Source organism: Bradyrhizobium sp. WSM1253, from assembly GCF_000244935.1.
GTDB classification, from domain to species: Bacteria; Pseudomonadota; Alphaproteobacteria; order Rhizobiales; family Xanthobacteraceae; genus Bradyrhizobium; species Bradyrhizobium canariense.
Map to the genome: position 1 here is coordinate 2,480,323 of NZ_JH600073.1, position 20,158 is coordinate 2,500,480.

Annotated in this window: 14 protein-coding genes and 2 pseudogenes; 7 read left to right on the forward strand and 9 right to left on the reverse strand. The window is 65.0% G+C overall.

The features are described from left to right. Positions 1 to 242 precede the first annotated feature (242 nt). Positions 243 to 509 carry a hypothetical protein gene (locus BRA1253DRAFT_RS13375; protein WP_007594892.1) on the forward strand — a complete coding sequence of 89 codons (267 nt, stop codon included), beginning with the start codon at positions 243 to 245 and terminating at the stop codon, positions 507 to 509. Between the two features lie 93 nt (positions 510 to 602). Here the strand turns inward: BRA1253DRAFT_RS13375 and BRA1253DRAFT_RS13380 are convergent, their stop codons facing one another. The 5 genes from BRA1253DRAFT_RS13380 to BRA1253DRAFT_RS13400 form a co-directional block, all read right to left on the reverse strand. Further along, positions 603 to 920 carry a cupredoxin domain-containing protein gene (locus BRA1253DRAFT_RS13380; RefSeq protein ID WP_007594893.1) on the reverse strand — a complete coding sequence of 106 codons (318 nt, stop codon included), beginning with the start codon at positions 918 to 920 and terminating at the stop codon, positions 603 to 605. 10 nt (positions 921 to 930) lie between these two features. Beyond that, positions 931 to 1,464 carry a DUF4142 domain-containing protein gene (locus BRA1253DRAFT_RS13385; RefSeq protein ID WP_007594894.1) on the reverse strand — a complete coding sequence of 178 codons (534 nt, stop codon included), beginning with the start codon at positions 1,462 to 1,464 and terminating at the stop codon, positions 931 to 933. Positions 1,465 to 1,554: 90 nt separating this feature from the next. Then, positions 1,555 to 2,259 carry an RNA polymerase sigma factor gene (locus BRA1253DRAFT_RS13390; RefSeq protein WP_007594895.1) on the reverse strand — a complete coding sequence of 235 codons (705 nt, stop codon included), beginning with the start codon at positions 2,257 to 2,259 and terminating at the stop codon, positions 1,555 to 1,557. Positions 2,260 to 2,364: 105 nt separating this feature from the next. Continuing rightward, positions 2,365 to 3,213 (reverse strand): sulfurtransferase, encoded by an 849-nt coding sequence (locus BRA1253DRAFT_RS13395; RefSeq protein ID WP_035993269.1) that lies wholly within the window; start codon positions 3,211 to 3,213, stop codon positions 2,365 to 2,367. Between the two features lie 189 nt (positions 3,214 to 3,402). Then, positions 3,403 to 4,737, reverse strand: a complete 1,335-nt coding sequence (locus BRA1253DRAFT_RS13400; protein ID WP_007594902.1) for a dihydroorotase — start codon at positions 4,735 to 4,737, stop codon at positions 3,403 to 3,405. A 101-nt stretch (positions 4,738 to 4,838) separates the two neighbouring features. Here BRA1253DRAFT_RS13400 and BRA1253DRAFT_RS13405 point away from each other — a divergent pair, with 101 nt between their 5' ends. From BRA1253DRAFT_RS13405 to BRA1253DRAFT_RS13430, 6 genes are all read left to right on the forward strand, one after another. After that, positions 4,839 to 5,720, forward strand: coding sequence for a folate-binding protein YgfZ (locus BRA1253DRAFT_RS13405; RefSeq protein ID WP_007594904.1), 882 nt, complete (start codon positions 4,839 to 4,841; stop codon positions 5,718 to 5,720). After that, a complete protein-coding gene (locus BRA1253DRAFT_RS13410) occupies positions 5,717 to 6,343 on the forward strand; it encodes a DNA-3-methyladenine glycosylase I (protein WP_007594906.1) in 627 nt (208 codons plus the stop codon). Before BRA1253DRAFT_RS13405 ends, BRA1253DRAFT_RS13410 begins: the two co-directional genes overlap by 4 nt. Then, entirely contained in the window at positions 6,340 to 6,954 is a 615-nt protein-coding gene (locus BRA1253DRAFT_RS13415; protein ID WP_007594908.1) for a YfbR-like 5'-deoxynucleotidase, read from the forward strand. The genes BRA1253DRAFT_RS13410 and BRA1253DRAFT_RS13415 overlap by 4 nt, the downstream gene beginning before the upstream one ends. A gap of 144 nt (positions 6,955 to 7,098) precedes the next feature. Continuing rightward, on the forward strand, positions 7,099 to 7,605 hold the full coding sequence (locus BRA1253DRAFT_RS13420) for a tyrosine phosphatase family protein (RefSeq protein ID WP_007594910.1): 507 nt from the start codon (positions 7,099 to 7,101) through the stop codon (positions 7,603 to 7,605). A gap of 220 nt (positions 7,606 to 7,825) precedes the next feature. After that, the gene (locus BRA1253DRAFT_RS13425; RefSeq protein WP_007594925.1) at positions 7,826 to 8,794 is read left to right on the forward strand and encodes a hypothetical protein; all 969 of its coding nucleotides are present in this window, start codon (positions 7,826 to 7,828) and stop codon (positions 8,792 to 8,794) included. Positions 8,795 to 8,843: 49 nt separating this feature from the next. Beyond that, positions 8,844 to 11,558, forward strand: coding sequence for a DUF2339 domain-containing protein (locus BRA1253DRAFT_RS13430; protein WP_007594927.1), 2,715 nt, complete (start codon positions 8,844 to 8,846; stop codon positions 11,556 to 11,558). Between the two features lie 3 nt (positions 11,559 to 11,561). Here BRA1253DRAFT_RS13430 and BRA1253DRAFT_RS13435 read toward each other — a convergent pair whose 3' ends face one another. The 4 genes and pseudogenes from BRA1253DRAFT_RS13435 to BRA1253DRAFT_RS13450 all read right to left on the reverse strand — a co-directional run bounded on the left by BRA1253DRAFT_RS13435 (position 11,562) and on the right by BRA1253DRAFT_RS13450 (position 19,865). Further along, positions 11,562 to 13,250, reverse strand: a complete 1,689-nt coding sequence (locus tag BRA1253DRAFT_RS13435) for a methyl-accepting chemotaxis protein (protein WP_007594934.1) — start codon at positions 13,248 to 13,250, stop codon at positions 11,562 to 11,564. Positions 13,251 to 13,537: 287 nt separating this feature from the next. Then, a pseudogene (locus BRA1253DRAFT_RS13440) lies at positions 13,538 to 15,507 on the reverse strand (methyl-accepting chemotaxis protein). A 194-nt stretch (positions 15,508 to 15,701) separates the two neighbouring features. Further along, entirely contained in the window at positions 15,702 to 17,366 is a 1,665-nt protein-coding gene (locus BRA1253DRAFT_RS13445) for a methyl-accepting chemotaxis protein (RefSeq protein WP_088940946.1), read from the reverse strand. Positions 17,367 to 17,712: 346 nt separating this feature from the next. After that, positions 17,713 to 19,865: pseudogene (locus BRA1253DRAFT_RS13450) on the reverse strand (methyl-accepting chemotaxis protein). Positions 19,866 to 20,158: the final 293 nt, after the last annotated feature.

Consider the following 20,158-nt stretch of genomic DNA (forward strand, 5'->3'; position numbering starts at 1 on the left):
GTCATTCCGGGGCGCGACGACGTCGCGAGCCCGGAATCCATTCTTCCACCGTCTCTGCGACCAGATGGATTCCGGGCTCGCGCTGCGCGCGCCCCGGAATGACAGCGGCGGGAACCCTGTCATCGACTTTGTACACAGCCGTTAACCGTTCCTAAAGAAGTGGCCTAGCGGGCGTTAACCCGCGTGCTACACCTCTCGCACAGCGCATCGCCGTGGATTGCGCCCCAGCCCTGACGAGTTTCATGAGCCATCCAGTGTCCTACGCCCCCGCACGCGCGCCGCTGCCCGATCACGAGCAGAAACAGGCCGCACTGAGCTATCTCAACGAGGCCTGGGCCGAAGCGCGCCATGACGGCGTCGACGGCGACTGCCTGGCGCAGGCGAGCCTGTTCGCGGCCCTTGCCGAGCTGGTCGGCACCTATGGCGAGGACGCGGTGGCGAAGTTCGTCGAAGGCTTTCCTGGCCGCATCCGCAACGGCGAATTCTCGGTCGACATCTCCCGACAGTAAGTCTTTCTTCAGGCAGTAAGCCTTGCCGAAAACGCCCCCGCCACGCGGGCGGGGCCAGTTTCCGCTGCCGTCGGGAATGCGCTCCCCAACCCGTTACGGCTCGATCTTGAGCGTCGCTTTCATGTTGGGATGATAGCGGCAGTAATAATCGACCGTGCCTGCCTTCTTGAGGACCAACGTCCCTGATTTTTTCGCCGGCAAGTTGACGTCGAAATCGCCGTTCCTGGCCGTCGCGGTGTGGGCGAACACGTCCTTGTTGATCCATTCAATGGTGTCGCCGACCTTCGCCGAAGCGTCTTTCGGCGACACTTCGAGGTTCTCCATCGTGATCTCTATGGTCGCGGCGTGCGCCGGGACGGCCAACGCCACGAGCAGGACCGCTGACGCGATCGCAGACAATCGTCCCGGCATCATCGCCTCCCTATTTCAGCTCCGCCGCGATGTGCTCGGCGTGCTGCTGATGGCCCTGGAAAATTTTCAGGCCGGTCTGCAGCAGGCTCTTCAGTTCGGCATTGCTGGCGGACGGAATGAGCTGGGTTTCCAGCGCGCCATTGACGGTTTTGTGGTAGGCGACCTCGTTTGCGACGTAGGCCTTGTCGAAGGCCGCACCCCTCAGCTTGTCCAATTCGGCGAGCTTCTCGCTCGCCTGCTTCGACAGCGCCTTGCTGGTGTCGTTGTCTTCAGGCGTGACGTTCAGCTTCTTGACCACCGCGAGCGCCTGCTTGTTGACGGCCTCGTGGTCGCGCAGCATGTCGTCGGCAAACGCCTTCACGTCCTTGTTCTTGGCTTTCTTCTGCGCCTGCTTGGCTGCGTTGATGTCGATCACACCCGCGGTGTAGGCGATATGGGCGATCTGCGGATTGGTCAGCTTGTCGGCTGCTCTGGCGCCTTGCAGCAGCGCGGGGCTCGACAACAAAATTGCAGCGGCGATCGCCGTGGTCCAACGAACGAACATGGTTTGACACTCCTGTGGTGCCGGATGTTTTGCCGGCGCGTTGCTTCACAGGCGTTGGATGGAATTTTCGCGCGAACGTTCCCGAAAAATTCAGCCGCCGATGCCGAGCCGCTTCAGCACTGACACGGTCAGCCGCTCGCAGCGCCACCCGGCGAACGGGAACGCATCCATCACCACCGGACCGATCTCCTTCTCGACGTTCTCGCGCAACATGGTGCGCGCACGGTGCAGTCGCGTCTTCACGGTCTCGGGCTTGACGCCGAGCAGCTCGGCGGTCTCCTCGATGTTCATGCCTTCCATCACGCGTGCGACGAAGACCATGCGGAAGACATCCGGCAACTCATCGATGGCGCGCTCGACGACGCGCTGGATTTCACGTTGGGCCATGGTCCTTTCCGGATCGCCTGCGGGAGAAGCGGGAAATTTGATGATCTGCGCCTCGAGCGTCGCTTCGGGCACCGAGCCCAGCTCGACATGCGGCCTGGCGCCTCGCGTCCGGCCAAGCGCCTCGTTGATGGCGATGCGCGACAGCCATGTCGACAGACCGGACTCGCCGCGAAAACCGTCGAGATGGGTGAAGGCGCGGATATAGGTTTCCTGAACGACATCCTCGGCTTCGCTGTCGCTGCGCAGAATTCCGCGCGCCAGACGATAGAGCCTGCGATTGTTGGCCTGCATGATCTCGCGTAACGCGGCCTCGTCACGGCCCCGCGCCCGCTCGACCAGTTCGGCTTCCAATGTCCGGATTTCTGAAGTCTTAGCGCCGGCGGACAGGCCGGCTGCGGTCCGTGGCATGGCGGTCACCTGCTTGTTTGGCTTCGTTCCGGACATTGGATGCGGCCCCAAGGGAAAGGTTCCCAAGTTTCTGTCCTTCCCCTGGGGGAGAGACCAGGGAATGTCCTAATCCGTCTCGATCGGCAGCGCCGGATCCTTCGCCCACTCCCCCATCGAAGCATCGTACAGCGTCAGCTTGTCATAACCGAGCTGCGTCAGCAGCAGCAAATCGATCGTCGCCGAGATGCCGCCACCGCAATATAGGATGACATTCTTGTCGCAGGTGACGCCTGCCGCGGCGAATTTGGCTTCGGCATCGGCGAGCGTCGTCAGCGTCTTGTCGGCATTGGTGAGAACCGCCGCGGGAACGTTGACGCTGCCGGGAACCCGGCCGGGCCGCCCATAGCGGCTCGGCTCGAGGCCGCGATGAAACTGGGAACCGAGCGCGTTGACGATAACAGTCGCGGGATCGCCGAGCCGTGCCTTCACTGCATTCTTATCGACGAAGAAGCCTGCGCGCGGTATGGCCTTAAAGGTGGTGGCCGGATAGCCCTTCGGCGCGCCTGTCTCGACCGGCCGCCCCTCTTCCTTCCATTTGTCGAGGCCACCGTCGAGCACCCGCGCGTCAACGCCGAGCGAGCGCAGCATCCACCAGAACCGCGTCGACCACATCATGGTGCCGATGCTGTAGAGCACGACGGACTTGGACGCATCGAGGCCGTGGCGGCCGAAGGCGGTCTCCAGCTGGGCCACGTCAGGCATCATGAAGAATTGCTGCGCAGAGGCGTCGGAGAACTCGCCTTGCAGGTCGAGAAAATCGGCGCCTGGAATGTGGCCGGCCTCGAACGTCTTGTCGCCGGGCACGGCGCGATAGGGCACGTCGCTGCCCGGCGGCACCGGCTCGTTGTAGGTCGTGCAGTCGTAGAGGCGGAGATTGGGATCGCCGAGTATGGCGGCGAGTTGCTCGGTGGTGATGAGGGGTGTCGGTTGGGACGTTCATTCCTCCCTCGGCGTCGTCCTGGCGAAAGCCAGGACCCATTACCACAGGATCAAGTTGTGGCGCCCAAGTGTTGGCCACCAGTCTTCGCACAAGATGCAGTCGGGGTAATGGGTCCTGGCTTTCGCCAGGACGACGCCGGGAGTGCGGAACGCTTGTGCCGCTCCCTACTGTTTCAACGTCTCCAGAAACCGCACCGGCTCACCTTGCGAGGCCGTCACGAGCTCGCCCTGCCACATCACGCGGCGGCCGCGGATGAAGGTGCCGACGGGCCAGCCGGTGACGCGCAACCCGTCATAGGGGGTCCAGCCGGCCTTGGAGGCCACCCATTTGTTGGTGATGGTCTCGCTGCGCTTGAGATCGACGACGGTGAAGTCGGCGTCGTAGCCGGCGGCGATGCGGCCCTTGCAGGCCATATTGTAGAGGCGCGCGGGGCCGGCGCTGGTGAGATCGACGAAACGCGCCAGCGACAACCGACCCGCATTGACATGATCGAGCATGAGCGGCACCAGCGTCTGCACGCCGGTCATGCCGGAGGGCGAGGCCGGATAGATCTTCTGCTTCTCTTCGAGCGTATGCGGGGCATGATCGGAGCCGAGCACGTCGATGATGCCCTGCTCGATGCCGCGCCAGATCCCGGCGCGATGATCGGCGCCGCGCACCGGCGGATTCATCTGCGCCAGCGTGCCGAGCCGCTCGTAGCATTCGGGCGCCACCAGCGTGAGATGATGCGGCGTCGCCTCGCAGGAGGCGACGTCCTTGTGGTCGCGCAAAAATTCGATCTCTTCCTTGGTCGAGATATGCAGCACGTGGATGCGCTTGCCCGTCTCGTGCGCGAGCTTCACCAGGCGCTGCGTCGCCATCAGCGCCGCGGTCTCGTCGCGCCACACCGGGTGCGAGCGCGTGTCGCCCTCGATACGCAGCGACTTGCGGTCGTTGAGGCGGTACTCGTCCTCGGCGTGGAACGCCGCGCGGCGGCGGATCACCTGGAAGATGCGGCGCAGGCTTTCGTCATCCTCCACCAAGAGCGCGCCGGTCGAGGAGCCGATGAACACCTTGACCCCGGCGCAGCCCGGCGCGCGCTCCAGCACCGGCAGGTCCTGCACGTTCTCGCGCGTGCCGCCGATGAAGAAGGCGAAATCGCAATGCATGCGGTGATGGGCGCGCTTCACCTTGTCGGTGAAGGCGGCTTCCGTCACCGTGAGCGGTGACGTATTCGGCATCTCGAACACGGCGGTGACGCCGCCCATCACGGCGCTGCGCGAACCGGTCTCGAGGTCTTCCTTCTGCTCCAGCCCGGGCTCGCGGAAGTGCACCTGCGTGTCCATCACGCCGGGCAGGATGTGCAGGCCCTTGCAGTCGATCACCTCCGCGGCGGAAGCCTGCGACAGGGTGCCGATCTCGGCAATGCGGCCGTTGACGACGCCGATATCGCGGGCTCCCTCGCCGTCCTGGTTGACGACAGTGCCGCCCTTGAGGATCACGTCGAAACGCTGGGTCATGGCTGAAGGCCTCTCTCGTCCCCAAGCGCAGGGCTTGAGGTCTTGTCGTTTTTGCCTTGCGGGCTTACGTTCCGGAGCAACATGTCGCAAGAGATTTTCGTATGAAATCAGCGTTTCTTCCGGACCGGGGCGTGATCAAGGTCGCGGGCGAGGATGCGCGCAACTTCCTCAATGGCCTCGTCACGACCGATGTCGACAAGCTGAAGCCGGGCCTCGGCCGATTCGGCGCGCTGCTGACGCCGCAGGGCAAGATCATCGTAGATTTCCTGATCACGGAAGCGCCTGCCGGCCATGGCGGCGGGTTCCTGATCGATTGCCCGAAGCCGCTTGCCGACGGCCTCGCCACCAAGCTGAAATTCTACAAGCTGCGCGCCAAGGTCACGGTGGAAAACCTGTCCGACGATCTCGGCGTGCTCGCGGCCTGGGACGGCAAGCCTGCGGCCCAGCCCGACCTCGCCTTCGCCGATCCGCGCAATGAAGACCTCGGCACCCGCATCCTGATCCCCGAAGATCTCAAACATAAGCTGTCCGATCTGATCGGCGCCGAGCTCGTCGACGCCGCCGCCTACGAGGCCCACCGCATCGCGCTCGGCGTGCCGCGCGGCGGGCTCGATTTCACGTACAGCGATGCGTTCCCGCACGAGACCAACATGGACCGTTTGGCCGGTGTCGATTTCGACAAGGGCTGCTATGTCGGCCAGGAGGTCGTCTCGCGCATGCAGCATCGCGGCACCGCCCGCACCCGCAGTGTCAAGGTACTGCTCGAGGACTCCTCGCCTGAGCCCGGCGTCAGCATTCTCGCCGGCGACAAGCCGGTCGGCACGATGGGCTCGTCGGCGCAGGGCAAGGGTATCGCGCTGGTGCGCATCGACCGCGTCGCCGATGCGCTCGACGCAGGACAGGCGCTGACTGCCGGTGGCCTCGCTGTGAGGCTAGCGGAACCTGAAATCGTCCGCATTCCGACGAAGCAACCCATCGCATGAGCCGTGCTCCACGCTTGCATCCCGACGGAAAGACGCGTTGCCCCTGGCCCGGCGAGGATCCGCTCTACGTCGCCTATCACGACACCGAATGGGGCGTGCCGGAATATGACGACCGCGCGCTCTATGAGAAGCTGATCCTCGACGGTTTCCAGGCCGGCCTGTCCTGGATCACGATCCTGCGCAAGCGCGACAATTTCCGCAAAGCCTTCGACGATTTCCAGCCGGAAAAGATCGCACGCTACAACGAGAAGAAAGTTCACGCGCTGATGAACGATGCCGGCATCGTGCGTAACAAGGCCAAGATCGACGGCACAATATCAAGCGCGAAATCCTATCTCGACATCATGGAGAAGGGCCCCGGCTTCTCGAAATTCCTGTGGGACTTCATGGACGGAAGGCCCAAGGTCAATCATTTCAAGACCACCGCGAGCGTACCGGCCTCGACGCCGCTCTCCACGCAAATCTCCAAGGAGCTGTCCTCGCGCGGCTTCAAATTCGTCGGCCCGACCATCGTCTATGCCTTCATGGAGGCGACCGGCATGGTCAACGATCATCTCGTCGACTGCCATTGTCACGCGAGCTGCGGCAAGACGCAGCGCAAGCCGCGCCTCAAGTCCAAATGACGGCCAGGAAGTCGTCACCCGATGTGGCGTCTCGTGCCTGGCAGCGCATGCTGTCGGGCCGGCGGCTCGATTTGCTCGATCCCTCCCCGCTCGATATCGAGATCGCCGACGTCGCGCATGGGCTGGCGCGTGTCGCCCGCTGGAACGGCCAGACCATCGGCGCACACATCTTCTCGGTCGCGCAGCATACGCTGCTGGTCGAAACCGTGATTCGGCACGAGAACCCGCGCGTGGATCTGCGCGTGCGGCTTGCCGCGCTGCTGCACGATGCGCCCGAATACGTGATCGGCGATATGATATCGCCGTTCAAGGCCGTGCTCGACGGTCATTACAAGGCAGTCGAAAAACGCCTACTCGGCGCCATCCACATCCGCTTTGGCCTGCCGCCGGTGCTGCCGGAGGAGATCACGTTGGCGATCAAGGCCGCCGATCGCGGCGCGGCCTATCTGGAGGCGACGACGCTCGCCGGCTTCAGCGAAAGCGAGTCCAGGCGCCTGTTCGGCCGCGATCCGGGCCTGCCCGACAGCGTCCGGCGCGACTATCTCACCCCCTGGACGGCTGCCCGGGCCGAGAAGCAGTTTCTGGAGCGGTTTGGCGCCGTGTTTGCGTGAACCCTATCCCTTCGTAGGGTGGGCAAAGCGAAGCGTGCCCACCAAACTGGTGGAGATGCGCAGTTGCGAAATGGTGGGCACGGCGCGATGCGCCTTTGCCCACCCTACGGGCGCTCGCTATACTCGCCGCCAAAAAGGTCCGCCATGATCCACGTCTGTTCCCTCGCCGCCCTTCCCGAAACCGTCCGCCTCACCAAGGCCAGCCACGTGCTGACCGTGATGGCCAATGTCGAGCAGGTGGCGCGGCCGGTGTCGGTGCTGCCGGCCAACCATCTCAAGGTATCGATGGACGACATCACCGAGGAGATGGACGGCTTCGTCGCGCCATCGGAAACGCATATCGAGCAGGTGCTGAACTTCGTGCGCAGCTGGGACCGCGACGCGCCGCTGGTGGTGCATTGCTATGCCGGCATCAGCCGCTCCACCGCGAGCGCCTTCGCCGCCGTGTGCGCACTCAATCCGGATCGCGACGAGACCGAGATCGCAAAGAAGATTAGAGCGGCTTCCCCGATCGCCTCGCCGAACCGCCGCATCGTCAGCCTTGCCGACCGTGCGCTGGGACGCAACGGCCGCATGCTGCGCGCACTCGACGAGATGGGCCCGGGCGCGATGATGGTCGAGGGCCGCCCGTTCGTGATCGAGCTCGAATGACAGTTGCGCACCACAGCAGAGGTGTGCTCCCTCTCCCGCTTGCGGGAGAGGGGTGGGGAGAGGGTATCTCCGCATCGGGACAGTCCCCTAGAGGAGAAAGCCCTCACCCGGCGCTGCGCGCCGACCTCTCCCGCAAGCGGGAGAGGTTACAGCGAGCCCGCGGCGAGACCGGCTCAAACAATTGGCATACCTATCTCATCACTCACGCGATCGCCATCGCATGAGCGAAAAGCTGCTGACGCCGATCGAGATCGGCCTGACTGCCGCGATCGTCGCGATCGAGAATCATGAGCCGCTGATCCTCACCGCGCGCGACAGTGACGGACTGGCCGGCCTGCCGTTCGGCCCGTTCGATGCGCCGAGCCACCGCACTTTCGAGATCGGCCTGCGGGCCTGGGTCGAGGAACAGACGGGCCTGCGGCTCGGCTATGTCGAACAGCTCTACACGTTCGGCGATCGCGGCCGGCATGCCGAAGCCGGCGACATCGGCGCGCACATGGTGTCGATCGGCTATCTCGCACTGACGCGCGCCATCGGCGGCGAACTCGCAGCCACGAGTGCGAGCTTCGCGCCGTGGTATCGCTTCCTGCCGTGGGAAGACTGGCGCGAGGGGCCGCCCGCGATCATCGCGGACGACATCATCCCGGCATTGACCGAGTGGGCCGAAGAGGAGACGCCGGAGACGACGCGCGCACTGCCGCGCAAGGATCGCGTGCGGTTCTATTTCGGTCTCGACGGCGCGTCCTGGGACGAGGAGCGCGTGCTCGACCGCTACGAGCTCCTGTACGAGGCCGGGCTGGTCGAGGAAGCACGGCGCGACGGTCGCCCTGCGGCATTAGCGCGCAAGGCACTGCCCGCGCTCGGCACATCCATGCGCTTCGACCACCGCCGGATTCTTGCGACAGCGATCGCGCGACTGCGTGCAAAACTGAAGTATCGTCCTGTGGTCTTTGAACTTTTGCCCGCCGAGTTCACACTCACCGAATTGCAGTATACGGTGGAGGCGATCTCCGGCCGACACCTGCACAAACAAAATTTCCGCCGCCTGGTCGAAATGGAAGCCCTGGTCGAACCGACCGGGGTGATGTCGACACAGACGGGCGGACGTCCGGCGGCGCTCTACCGCTTCCGTCGCGACGTGCTCCAGGAGCGGCCCGCGCCGGGCTTGCGCGTACGCTCCCGGCGCTAACCCGAGATATGCGCGATCGGCCCCTGCCCGCCGATTGCCTGGAGGCTTTATGTCTGACGGCCCGTTCGACGTCTTCGCGCTGATCATTGCGGTCATCGCTTTCATCATCGCGATCAAGGCCTCCAGCCAGGCGGCTGAGCTGCGACGACGGCTGAGCTCGCTCGAAGCGACGTTCCACGCGCAACGGCCCGTGCAGCCGCCGCGGATCCCGGCAGATGTGTGGGCTGAAGCGTCCGCGACGACTTCTGCAGCGCCGCCGCCGCTTGTGCCCCAAGCCGAACCGGGAGCCGAGGCGCCGCCCCCGCCCGTCACGGAGGATGTTTCACCGCCTCCGCTCGAAGCGAGCACCGAGGCCGACGCGCCGCCGCCGCGGCCCGCACCCGCGCCCGCGCCCGGCTTCGAGGAACGGCTCGGCACGCGCTGGGTGGTGTGGATCGGCGGCCTTGCGCTCGCGCTCGGCGGCTTCTTCATGGTGCGCTATTCGATCGAGGCCGGCCTCGTCGGCCCCGGTGTGCGCGTGTTCCTTGGCGGCGTGTTCGCGCTGGCGCTGCTTGGCGCCGGCGAATGGTCACGCCGCAAGGAGAGCATCTCCAACATCGCCGCGCTGCCGATCGCCAACATTCCCGCGATCCTCACCGCGGCCGGCACGGCGGTGGCATTTGCGACCATCTACGCGGCTTACGCGCTCTATGGATTCCTCGTCCCCGCGACCGCCTTCGTGCTGCTCGGCCTCGTCGCGCTCGGCACGCTGGCTGCAGCGCTTTTGCACGGGCCCGCGCTCGCGGGCCTCGGCGTAGTCGGCGCGTTCGTGACGCCGATCCTCGTCTCGAGCGACAAGCCGAACTATTGGGCACTCTACATCTATCTCGCCATCGTCACCGCCGCGAGCTTCGGCCTCGCCCGTATCCGGTTGTGGCGCTGGCTTGCGGTCACCACGATCGCCTTCGCCGTGCTCTGGATCTTTCCGGGGCTCGATACCAGCGACTTGCAGGTCGCGCCGCACGCTTTGCATGTGATCGCAGGCTTCGTTCTTGCCGCTCTTCTCGTCGTCTGCGGCTTCATGTTCGGCCCGACGATCGAGGACGGTGAAATCGAGCCGGTCTCGTCGGGCTCGCTCGGTGCCTATCTGTTCGGCGCGATGCTGATCGTGCTGTCGAGCGCGCATGCGGACCTGGCGCTGATCGCCTTCACGCTGCTCGTCGGCGCGACGCTGCTTGTCGCCTGGCGCGCGCCGGCGGCCACCGGCGCGCTCGGCGCGGCCGCCGCGACCGTCTTCATCGTGTTCGCCGAATGGGCGGTGCGCGCCAATCCCGACATGCTGGTGCTGCCGGGCGGCCCCATCGCCGGCATCGCACCGACGGCGATCGACAGCGCGGTGACGCTGCATCTGGTGATGGCGGCGATCTTCGCCGCCGGCTTCGGCATCGCGGGATTCCTCGCGCAGGGCCGTTCGAACTCGGCGATCATTCCGGTGGTGTGGTCGGTCGCGGGTGTCGCGACGCCGATCGCGATCCTGGTCGCGCTCTACGCACGCATCGCGCACCTCGACCGCTCGATCCCGTTCGCCATTCTCGCGGTGCTGCTCGCCGCCGCCTTCGGCGCTGCCACCGAAGCGCTTGCGCGCCGCGAGACCCGGCCGGGCGCCATGATCTCCACGGCCTTGTTCGCGACCGGCACGCTCGGTGCGCTGGCGCTGGCGCTGACATTTGCATTGGAGAAGGGCTGGCTCACGATCGCACTCGCGCTGATGTCGCTCGGCACCGCCTGGATCTCGATGCAGCGGCCGATCCCGTTCCTGCGCTGGCTGGCCGCGATCTTCGCAGGCCTGGTCACCGCTCGGATCGGCTTTGATCCACGCATCGTCGGCGACGCCGTCGGAACCACGCCGATCTTCAACTGGCTGTTGTGGGGCTACGGCGTGCCGGCGGCATCGTTCTGGGCGGCGAGCCTGTTCCTGCGCCGCCGCGGCGACGACGCCCCGTTGCGCATGATCGAGAGCGCCGCGATCCTGTTCACCGCGCTGCTCGCCTTCATGGAGATCCGGCACTTTGCGACCGGCGGCGACGTGACGTCGGCACCGTCGCTGCTCGAATGCGCGCTGCAGGTCAGCGTCATGCTCGCCATGGCGATCGGGCTGGAGCGTCTGCGGCAGCGCAGCCGCAGCATCGTGCACAATGTCGGCGCGGTCGTGCTCACGGCGATCGCCGGGCTCGTGGGCGTGTTCGGCCTCTTGATCCTGGAGAACCCGCTGCTGTGGCGCACCGACGTCGGCGGCGCCGTGTTCAACCTGCTGCTGCTCGGCTACGCGCTGCCAGCGGTGCTGATGCTGCTGCTGTCCTATGCCGTGGCCGGCGAACGCGGCAAGGCCTACGCCAACACGATTGCGGGCGGCGCGCTGCTGTTCGCGCTGACCTATGTCACGCTGGAGATCCGCCGCTTCTATCACGGCCCGATCCTCTCCTCCGGGGAGACGACGGGCGCCGAGCAATATACCTATTCGATCGGCTGGCTCGGCTTCGGCGTGGTGCTGCTCGGCGTCGGCATTCTCGTCAATTCGGAGCGGGCGCGGCTGGCGTCGGCCGTCGTGATCGCGTTGACGATCCTGAAGGCCTTCGTCATCGACATGTCGACGCTGACGGGCGTCTACCGCGCGCTGTCCTTCATGTGCCTCGGCATCGTGCTGGTCGCGATCGGCTGGCTCTACCAGCGCATCCTGTTCCGGCGGCAGGTCGCACCGCCGCCGGCTCCGCAGACGAGCATTTGAGGATCAGGCCGCGCGAACCGATTCCAGGAATTGCGCGACCTCGACCTTGAGACGGGTGCTGTCGGTCGCGAGCGATTTTGCCGCCGACAGCACCTCGTTCGAGGCCTCGCCGGTCTCGAACGCACCCCGCTGCACATCGGTGATGTTCGACGAGACCTCCTGCGTGCCGACCGAGGCCTGCTGGACGTTACGCGAGATTTCCTGCGTGGCCGCGCCCTGTTCTTCGACTGCGGCAGCGATGGCCGCAGCCACTTCGGACAGCCGCTCGATGGTGCCGCCGATCTCCTGGATGGCACTGACCGATTCCTGCGTCGCCGCCTGGATACCTGAGACCTGCGCCCCGATCTCACCGGTGGCTTTCGCAGTCTGCTCCGCCAGCGCCTTGACCTCGGAGGCGACGACCGCGAATCCGCGGCCCGCTTCACCGGCACGCGCGGCCTCGATGGTCGCGTTCAGCGCCAGCAGATTGGTCTGGCCCGCGATGGTGTTGATGAGCTCGACGACGTCGCCGATGCGGGACGCCGCCTGCGACAGCGCGTTGACGCGGTCGTTGGTCCGCGCCGCCTGCTCGACGGCCTCCGCGGCCATCCGCGCCGAATCTTGCACCCGGCGGCTGATCTCGGTGATGGAGGACGACAGCTCCTCCGAAGCGGATGCTACCGCCTGAACGTTGGTCGAGGCTTCCTCGGAGGCGGCTGCGACGACGGTCGCGAGTTCCTGTCCGCGCTGCGCGGTGTTGGTCAGCGTCGAGGCGGAGGCCTCGAGCTCGGTGGAGGCCGAGGATACGGTGCCGACGACCTCGCCGATCATGGCTTCGAACTTGCGGGTGATGGCGTCGACGCGGCGGCCGCGTTCGATCTTGACTTCGGCGTCGCGCGCGGCGGCCTCGTCGGCGGCCTTCTTGGCGATCAGCGCCTCCTTGAAGATCTGCAGCGCATCCGCCATCGAGCCGATCTCGGTCCGCTCGCCGCGATGCGGCACCTCGGCCGAAAGGTCACCCTCGCCGAGCGACTGCATCGGGCGGATAATCGAGGCAATGCCACGGGAAACGTCGCGCACGAGATAATAGGCGGCGCCGATCGCGATCACGACCGAGAGCACGATGATGCCGACCAGCACGCGGAAGATCATGGCATAGCTGTCAGCGGCCTGCTTGGTCTCCAGCTCGGCGCCGCGATTGTTCATCTCGATGCCCTTCTGAAGCAGCGGGTCGGCGGCCTGGGCCATCTTCGCGACCTTGGTCTGCAACAGCTCGTTAGCGTCGGCTGGGAAACGGCCGACGCCCTTGCGCGACAACGCCATCACGTCCTGCACGCCGTTCAGATACTCGGCCCACGCCGTGCTCCATTGCCCATAGAGCGAGCGCTCCTCGGCGGAGGTGATCAGCGGCTCGTAGACCTTGCGGGTCTGGTCGATGCGCGCGCGCAGCGAGGCCAAGCGCTTCTCGGCGGCGTCCTTGCCCTCGACGCTGTCCTGCATCAGATGCAGACGGAGCGCCACGCGCAGCTCGTTGATGTCGGCGCGAAGCGAGCCAAGCGCGCGCACGCTGGGCAGCCAGCTCTCCGCAATCTCGACCGTATGGGAATTGATGTTCTGCATGGTGCCGATCGCCGTCACGCCGACACCGGCGAGCGAAAGAACGAGGACCGACAGCACGGCCAGAAGCTTGAAGACGATCGACAATTTCGACATCACGACAAATCCCGATGTTACCTGACAACGCGCAAATCATTTGCGCCGTGATCGCCACGACGGTGGGGAGACGGATGTCAGTTCAACAATGCTGGCTGGTTCTTATCCCGTGAGATTGCACACATAGTCGCAAGCAGGCGTTAACAGGGACCTACGTAAAATTACGGGACACTTCCGACAGTCGCTATTTCTCATGCAACCATTTGTTGCAGCTCGCAGCCACCTCATGCTGCCACGCGCAGCGTGTCCGCTTGCGCCGCAACATGCGACCAACGCGGCAGCGGCTGTCACGCCACCCGTACCGATTCCAGGAAGCGCGCGACCTCGCTCTTCAGCCGGTTGCTCTCCTGCGAAAGGGATTGCGCAGCCGAATGCACCTGCGCCGAGGCAGCCCCGGTTTCGCCTGCGCCGCGCTGGACGTGGCCGATATTCGCTGAGACTTCGGAGGTGCCATTCGCGGCGTGCTGGATGTTGCGGGAGATCTCCTGCGTGGCGGCGCCCTGCTCCTCGACCGCGGCCGCGATGGTCGACGAGATCTCCGACATCCGCGCGATGGTGTCGCCGATCTCCTTGATCGCCCCGGCTGAGTCTTGCGTTGCGGTCTGGATCGCACCGATGTGCTGGCTGATCTCGCCGGTCGCTTTCGCAGTCTGCTCGGCGAGCGCCTTGACTTCAGTCGCGATCACGGCAAAACCCTTGCCGGCCTCGCCCGCTCGCGCCGCTTCGATCGTCGCGTTGAGCGCCAGCAGATTGGTCTGGCTGGCGATGGTGTTGATCAGCTCGACCACGTCGCCAATGCGGGAAGCGGCCTTGGTCAGCTCGGCGACGCGCGCATTGGTGCGCTGGGCCTGCTCGACGGCGACATCGGCGACACGCGCCGATTCCTGCACCTGACGGCTGATCTCGGAGATCGAGGAGGTCATTTCCTCGCTCGCTGAAGACACCGACTGCACGTTCGCGGAGGCCTCTTCGGAGGCGGCCGCCACGACGGTGGCAAGCCCGTTGCCGCGCTCGGCGGCCTGCGTCAGCGTGTTCGAAGACGCCTCGAGCTCGGTTGCAGCCGATGAAACAGTATCGATGATCTCGCCGACCGCGCCTTCGAAATTATCGGCGAGCCGGTGCATGTCGGCCTTACGCTGCTGGCGCCCGCGCGCCTCGGCATCGATCTGCTCGACGCGCAGCCGCTCGGCCTCCACCATGTTGGTCCTGAACACCTCGACGGCACCGGCCATCTCGCCGATCTCGTCCCTGCGCCCGATGCCGGGAACGGAAATCGAAAGCTCGCCGCGCGCAAGCCGCGTCATCGCACCGACCATGCCGGCAAGCGACTTCGAGATCGAACGCCCCAGAAGGAAGCCGACTGCGGCGAGCACTACGACGGTGACGCCGAAGGCGACCATCATCCATATGCGCACGGCATCGCGGGTCGCGGCTTCCCCAAATTGGCCTGCTTGTACAGGCCTTCGACTGTATTGCGTACCTCGACCATACCCGGCTCGAGCTCGCGGAAGGTCTTCATCATGCTGGCGTCAAGGGCTGCGCTCTGCCGTGCAGTGTCGGCCCACGCCGCGAACTCGGACTGGTATTTCTGCAGCTTGGCCGTGATGTCGTTCATCACCGCCGTAGGGACCGCGACAACCTCTATCGCCTTGGAGAATTCAACTGCGGCCTTCTTCATCTCGGCGATGTATTTTGGGTCGCGCCGCAGCATGAAATCCTTCTCATGCCGGCGCATCATCAGCATCCAGCTCGTGGACCTGGGATCGTCGATCTCCTTGAGCTTGGCCTCAATGTCGTGCACGGCGGCGCGGAGCGAGCCGGAGAGGCCCAGCGTCTCGTTCAGGCCGAGCCGGGTCTCCGCGGCCACCAATGCGCCGAAGTCCGACGCGTATCGCTTGAAGCCGTCATGCGCCTGCTTCATCCGGTCGGACAGCGCGCCCATGCCGCCGGCCGCAACCAGCCGCTCGATCTCCTCGAAGTCGCGGTTGATCGGGCCGATCAATTCGGCATGGGCCTTGGCGTAGCTTTCGTTGCGGCGCTGCTGGAAGTTCTTCTCGTCCCGGCGAGCCTCCAGCATCTCGATCGAGAGCTGCTTGTCGATGTCGGCGATCGCACGAGCCCGGTTGGCAATCTCGCGAGAGGCGTCCTGGGAGAGACTGCCGATCTCGTAGATCGCGCCGAAGCCGACGAGGCCCAACAATCCGAACAGTCCGATCGCCATGACCTTGTGGGCGAGGCGAATGGAAGGGCCGCTCATGAGTGTGCTCCAATACGTCGATACGCAATACGTGAGGGCGACTCAGCGCCCGGAATATTGCGGGGATCATGACTGCATCGGTTTTCCGGAAAGTTAACCCTGCGCGGTCTTCGTCGCGGCGCCGCAATATGCACGCGCGCAAACGCCGCGCTTCTACGCGCGGCGGTTGCAGTTCTCTCAGAGATATGCGCCCGTCAGGCCGCGCGCACGGTGTCGAGGAATTTGCCGACCTCGAGCTTGAGGCGGTTGCTGTCGCCCGACAGCGACTGCGCGGCTGCCAACACCTGCGACGATGCCGAGCCGGTTTCGCCCGCGCCGCGCTGCACGTCGGTGATGTTGGACGAGACCCGATGGGTGCCTTCCGCCGCCTGCTGCACGTTGCGCGAGATCTCCTGCGTCGCCGCGCCCTGCTCCTCGACGGCCGCAGCGATCGTGGACGATATCTCGGACAGCTTTTCAATGGTGTTGCTGATGGCGCTGATGGCGGCGACCGAGTCCTGCGTCGCCGCCTGGATGCCCGAAATCTGCTGGCCGATTTCGCCGGTCGCCTTTGCGGTCTGCTCGGCCAGCGCCTTCACTTCGGAAGCCACCACGGCAAAGCCACGACCGGCCTCGCCCGCGCGTGCCGCCTCGATGGTGGCATTGAGCGCCAGCAGATTGGTCTGGCCGGCGATGGTGTTGATCAGCTCGACCACGTCGCCAATGCGAGCCGCCGCCTTGGACAATTCGCCGACACGGTCCGTTGTGGTGCGGGCCTGGGTCACCGCCTCGCTCGCGACCCGCGCCGATTCCTGCACCTGGCGGCTGATCTCGGTGATCGAGGACGACAGCTCTTCGGTCGCAGACGCCACCGATTGCACGTTGGTCGAGGCTTCCTCCGAGGCTGCTGCAACCACGGTCGTGAGCTGTTGCGTGCGCTCGGCGGTCGAGGTCAGCGTCGTGGCCGACGCTTCGAGTTCGGTCGAGGCCGACGACACCGTGCCGACAATCTCGCCGACGGCGCCTTCGAAACTGTCGGCAAGCCTGCGCATCTCGGCCTTGCGCTGCTCGACCGCCATCTGGTCCTGCCGCATCTTGGCTTCCGCTTCCTCGCGCGCCTTCTGCTCGGATACGGTCTTGAATTTTTCGACGGCACCGGCAACGCCGCCGACCTCGTCCTTGCGGCCGAGGCCCGGCAGCACCACAGCGAAGTCGCCGCCCGCGAGCTTCTCCATCGCGACAGTCAGGGCGCGCATCGGACGGGCAATGCTGAAGATCGAGAAGACGCACGCGCCGATCAGGACCAGCGCGACCAGCACGCCTGCGACGAATGACGTCCGCGCAACGGACGCAGCCTCTGTTTCCGCCGCCGTGCGCGCCTCTGCACTCTTATGCTTGGCGAAGTTCGTGATCTCGTCGGCCAGTTCCGATATTTCCGCGTTGGTCGGCATCAGCATCTCCTTGCGGATGCGGATGATTTCAGCGGTCAGCTTTGCCAATTGCGTCGCCGCTTCGCCGTCCTTCCTCGACTCGAGCGCGAGCTCCTGCTTACGGATCGCCTCGATCTGCTGCTCGCCTTTCTGGAAATTGCCAATCAACACGGTCAGGCGGTCGATACGTTTGTGGTTCTCCGGCGATTGCGAGAGCCCTGCCATTTCACCGGAAAACTTAAGGGCAGCCGTCTGGCGGTCGTTGAAATAGCTGGCGGCCTTCTGCAACTCGGCAGGCGAGGACGAGGTCAGGATGTCGCGAATGCCGATCTGCATGCCCCGCACCGACGCCTTCGCTTCCGCGGCGTTTTGCGCGATCGCCTGCTGTCCCGATGCGCTATTGTTGAGCTTCTGGACCTCGGCACTTCCGCTCATCTGGAGGAGGATCATCAGCGCAACGAGCGCGAGGGTCAGCGCCGAGGTGATGGCGAGTTTGGTGGCTGAACATCGTCGAAAACATCCCCGGGATACGCATTGTCGCGGCGAAGCGCGCGAACAGCCTTGGAGGCTAGTCTGCGAGCTTTCCATTAACGTTAAGCGCGAGGCGATGCCGCTTGAGTAGAAATACTGAATATGTCGCTCAATTGCCGGATTATCGCAACCATCCCGCGCAATCGAAACACGCCTCGCGAATTTGCCGCGTCACGTGCGTTAACGTCGATCCCAGTGCGCGGGCGCGTCGTCGCTCAGCAGACGAACCCGATCTCGCGTTCCGCTTGCGCTGCGCGATGCCGCGTCACGCTGCGCGCACGGTATCGAGGAAGTTGCCGACTTCGAGCTTGAGACGGTTGCTGTCGCCAGAGAGCGACTGGGCCGCCGCCAGCACCTGCGACGACGCCGAGCCGGTCTCGCTCGCCCCGCGCTGCACGTCGGTGATGTTGGCCGAGACCTGATGGGTGCCTTCCGCCGCCTGCTGCACGTTGCGGGAGATTTCCTGTGTCGCCGCGCCCTGCTCTTCCACGGCCGCCGCGATCGTGGAGGAAATCTCCGAGAGCTTCTCGATAGTGCCGCTGATGTCCTTGATTGCGCCGACCGAATGCTCGGTCGCGGTCTGGATGCTGGCGATCTGCTGCCCGATCTCACCGGTGGCCTTCGCGGTCTGTTCGGCGAGTGCCTTGACCTCGGAGGCGACAACCGCAAAGCCGCGACCCGCTTCGCCGGCGCGCGCGGCCTCGATGGTCGCGTTGAGCGCCAGGAGATTGGTCTGACCTGCGATCGTGCTGATCAGCTCGACCACGGCGCCGATCCGCGTCGCCGCCTTGGACAATTCGCCGACACGCTCGGTGGTGACACGCGCCTGGCCGACAGCTTCGTGGGCCACGCGGGCCGATTCCTGCACCTGCCTGCTGATCTCGGTGATAGAGGACGACAGCTCCTCGGTCGCCGACGCCACCGCCTGTACGTTGGCGGACGCCTCCTCGGAGGCCGCAGCAACCATGGTCGTGAGCTGCTGCCCACGCTCCGCAGTCGATGTGAGCGTCGACGCCGAGGCTTCCAGCTCGGTCGCTGCCGAGGACACGGTGTCGACGATCTCCCCGATCGCGGCTTCGAAGCCGTCGGCCAGCTTCCGCATTTCCACCTTGCGCTGCTCGGCTGCCCGCTTCTCGGCCGCAGCGTGATCGCCGCGCATGCGTTCGACTTCGAGGCCGTTTTGCTTGAAGACTTCAACGGTCCGTGCCATCTCGCCGACCTCGTCACCTCGGCGGGTGCCTGGTACGACCGTCGTGAAGTCGCCATTGGCGAGCCCACCCATCGCAACCGAAATGGCTGAAAGCGGCTTGAGGATCCGGCCAAAGGTGATCCAGAAACTGAGGCCAGCGAGCATCACCGAGGCGCAGAGCAACACGACCGTGAAAGCGAAATTACGAGTGCTGACTTCTGCCTGCATCGTGGCTTCGCGGTCAGCGGCCGCGCCAATGGCTTCACCGAGCTTCAGCACCGCATTGATGCCGGCAGTGGCCCGCGTGAAGTACTCGGGTCCCGTGATCTTGTAGTCCCCGGCTTCGCCACCGGCGAGCACAAGCGCCCGCGTTTCACCGTAGAGTCCAAAATAGGACTTCTCGACCTCCGTCATCGCCTCGCCGATCTGCAGGGCGAGGTCCGAGCGCAGCCGCACCGGCAATACGGTGTCCCATGCGAGCTCGACCTTGGCCCGCAGCGCCGAAAGGCGCTCATAGCCCTCCATCCCGAGCTTCGCACGCGCACCGACGACACCGGCCAGCAGGGCCCGCTCCCTTCCGCATTCTCGGCCATCTGAGCTGTCAGATGTCGCAAGCCGATGAGCTGCGCCAGCCTTGCCACGGGCGGGCTGGTGAGAGTTTCGAGCGTCAGCCGCAAGCGGTTGCTCGCGACGTCGATCACCTCCGTAATCGTTGGCGCGAAGCCATCGACGAGGTCAGGTTCGCGTTCGACGCGCGGGCGCGACATTCCCACGTCGGCCTTCTCACGCAAGAGACGCAGCGCCTCGAATTTCGTCGCTGCGTCCGCAATCTGTCTTTGCCCCGCCGCCATTTCGGGAATCGCGCTGATATCGAGGATGGCTTGCCGAAAGGCCTCGTCGGCCGTCGCGCGCGCCTTTGCGATTTCGGCACGGCGCTCGGGGCTGACGACATCAGGAGACTTCAGCACGGCGTTGGTCAGCCCGCGTTCAATCGCCCAATGTCCTGCGCTGCGCAGCAGCAGCTGGGTAACTGCATTGACCTTCAGGAATGCCCCGGACTCTCGCCTCTTGAGGATGGCCTCATAGGCGATGAATCCGGCCGAGGCCAACCCCAGCAAGACCAGGGCAGAGATGATGATCGGCAAGATCGTGCCGATCCGAACATGTCCGAGCCGACTCCACGCGCTGGCGGCCTGAGTTCGGGCCTGATGATGTGCAGGGCTCAACATGGTACGTTTTCCCCGAAGGAAACACGCAGCCAAGTCCTTGCCGGCTGCATGGACGTTGATCGCCCTTGCCGGAGAATCTAGTCCTCGTGTTTTCGCATTCTGGTTAACGGGAGGGTTCGGAGAAATACTGAGATTTCAGCCCAAATAGTTGAAATCGAAGGGGTAATTTCGCGAGCAAGTTGTAAATTTCAGCTTGAGGTCGCCGCTGTTTGTTTTTGCAGCCGACGTTCGCCGAAGGCGTGCGCGAGACGTTCGCGGCGACGATCGGATGCAAAAACGCCCCGCCTAAGGAG

Coding starts and splice junctions, on each gene's coding strand:
- BRA1253DRAFT_RS13420 (WP_007594910.1), top strand. CDS start 7,099: ATGATCCACGTCTGTTCCCTCGCCGCCCTTCCCGAAACCGTCCGCCTC.
- BRA1253DRAFT_RS13400 (WP_007594902.1), bottom strand. CDS start 4,737: ATGACCCAGCGTTTCGACGTGATCCTCAAGGGCGGCACTGTCGTCAAC.
- BRA1253DRAFT_RS13405 (WP_007594904.1), top strand. CDS start 4,839: ATGAAATCAGCGTTTCTTCCGGACCGGGGCGTGATCAAGGTCGCGGGC.
- BRA1253DRAFT_RS13375 (WP_007594892.1), top strand. CDS start 243: ATGAGCCATCCAGTGTCCTACGCCCCCGCACGCGCGCCGCTGCCCGAT.
- BRA1253DRAFT_RS13390 (WP_007594895.1), bottom strand. CDS start 2,259: ATGCCACGGACCGCAGCCGGCCTGTCCGCCGGCGCTAAGACTTCAGAA.
- BRA1253DRAFT_RS13385 (WP_007594894.1), bottom strand. CDS start 1,464: ATGTTCGTTCGTTGGACCACGGCGATCGCCGCTGCAATTTTGTTGTCG.
- BRA1253DRAFT_RS13380 (WP_007594893.1), bottom strand. CDS start 920: ATGCCGGGACGATTGTCTGCGATCGCGTCAGCGGTCCTGCTCGTGGCG.
- BRA1253DRAFT_RS13430 (WP_007594927.1), top strand. CDS start 8,844: ATGTCTGACGGCCCGTTCGACGTCTTCGCGCTGATCATTGCGGTCATC.
- BRA1253DRAFT_RS13415 (WP_007594908.1), top strand. CDS start 6,340: ATGACGGCCAGGAAGTCGTCACCCGATGTGGCGTCTCGTGCCTGGCAG.
- BRA1253DRAFT_RS13410 (WP_007594906.1), top strand. CDS start 5,717: ATGAGCCGTGCTCCACGCTTGCATCCCGACGGAAAGACGCGTTGCCCC.
- BRA1253DRAFT_RS13435 (WP_007594934.1), bottom strand. CDS start 13,250: ATGTCGAAATTGTCGATCGTCTTCAAGCTTCTGGCCGTGCTGTCGGTC.
- BRA1253DRAFT_RS13425 (WP_007594925.1), top strand. CDS start 7,826: ATGAGCGAAAAGCTGCTGACGCCGATCGAGATCGGCCTGACTGCCGCG.
- BRA1253DRAFT_RS13445 (WP_088940946.1), bottom strand. CDS start 17,366: ATGATCCTCCTCCAGATGAGCGGAAGTGCCGAGGTCCAGAAGCTCAAC.